Source organism: Enterococcus casseliflavus NBRC 100478, from assembly GCF_001544095.1.
GTDB lineage: Bacteria > Bacillota > Bacilli > Lactobacillales > Enterococcaceae > Enterococcus_D > Enterococcus_D casseliflavus.
The window spans coordinates 1-530 of sequence record NZ_BCPT01000052.1 but is presented as its reverse complement, the minus strand read 5'-3'; the positions used below and the strand labels follow the sequence as shown (position 1 = coordinate 530).

Genomic DNA, 530 nt, shown 5'->3' with positions numbered 1-530 from the left:
GTTTTTTTTACCTTATGGGGGTTTAGCTCAGCTGGGAGAGCATCTGCCTTACAAGCAGAGGGTCAGCGGTTCGATCCCGTTAACCCCCATATGAGTCGTTAGCTCAGTTGGTAGAGCATCTGACTTTTAATCAGAGGGTCACAGGTTCGAGCCCTGTACGACTCATAGTAATAACCTATGCGGGTGTGGCGGAATTGGCAGACGCACTAGATTTAGGATCTAGCGCCTTCGGGCGTGGGGGTTCAAGTCCCTTCACCCGCACTTCATTGCCGGCTTAGCTCAGTTGGTAGAGCATCTGATTTGTAATCAGAGGGTCGAGGGTTCAAGTCCTTTAGCCGGCATCAGGAATACGCGGAAATAGCTCAGTGGTAGAGCACCACCTTGCCAAGGTGGGGGTCGCGGGTTCGAACCCCGTTTTCCGCTTTGCCTTAGCAATTTTCAGCCGGGGTGGCGGAACTGGCAGACGCACAGGACTTAAAATCCTGCGGTGAGTGATCACCGTACCGGTTCGATTCCGGTCCTCGGCATTT

Annotated in this window: 6 tRNA genes; all 6 read left to right on the top strand. The window is 53.2% G+C overall.

The features are described 5' to 3' along the window. Positions 1 to 16 precede the first annotated feature (16 nt). The 6 genes from ECA1_RS16745 (at position 17) to ECA1_RS16720 (ending at position 527) form a co-directional block, all read left to right on the top strand. Positions 17 to 89: transfer RNA gene (locus ECA1_RS16745), tRNA-Val, on the top strand. Between the two features lie 3 nt (positions 90 to 92). Further along, positions 93 to 165, top strand: a tRNA-Lys gene (locus ECA1_RS16740). Positions 166 to 179: 14 nt separating this feature from the next. Continuing rightward, positions 180 to 261: transfer RNA gene (locus ECA1_RS16735), tRNA-Leu, on the top strand. A 7-nt stretch (positions 262 to 268) separates the two neighbouring features. Then, a tRNA-Thr gene (locus ECA1_RS16730) sits at positions 269 to 341 on the top strand. A 10-nt stretch (positions 342 to 351) separates the two neighbouring features. After that, positions 352 to 423, top strand: a tRNA-Gly gene (locus ECA1_RS16725). An 18-nt stretch (positions 424 to 441) separates the two neighbouring features. Then, positions 442 to 527, top strand: a tRNA-Leu gene (locus tag ECA1_RS16720). The last annotated feature ends 3 nt before the right edge of the window (positions 528 to 530 follow it).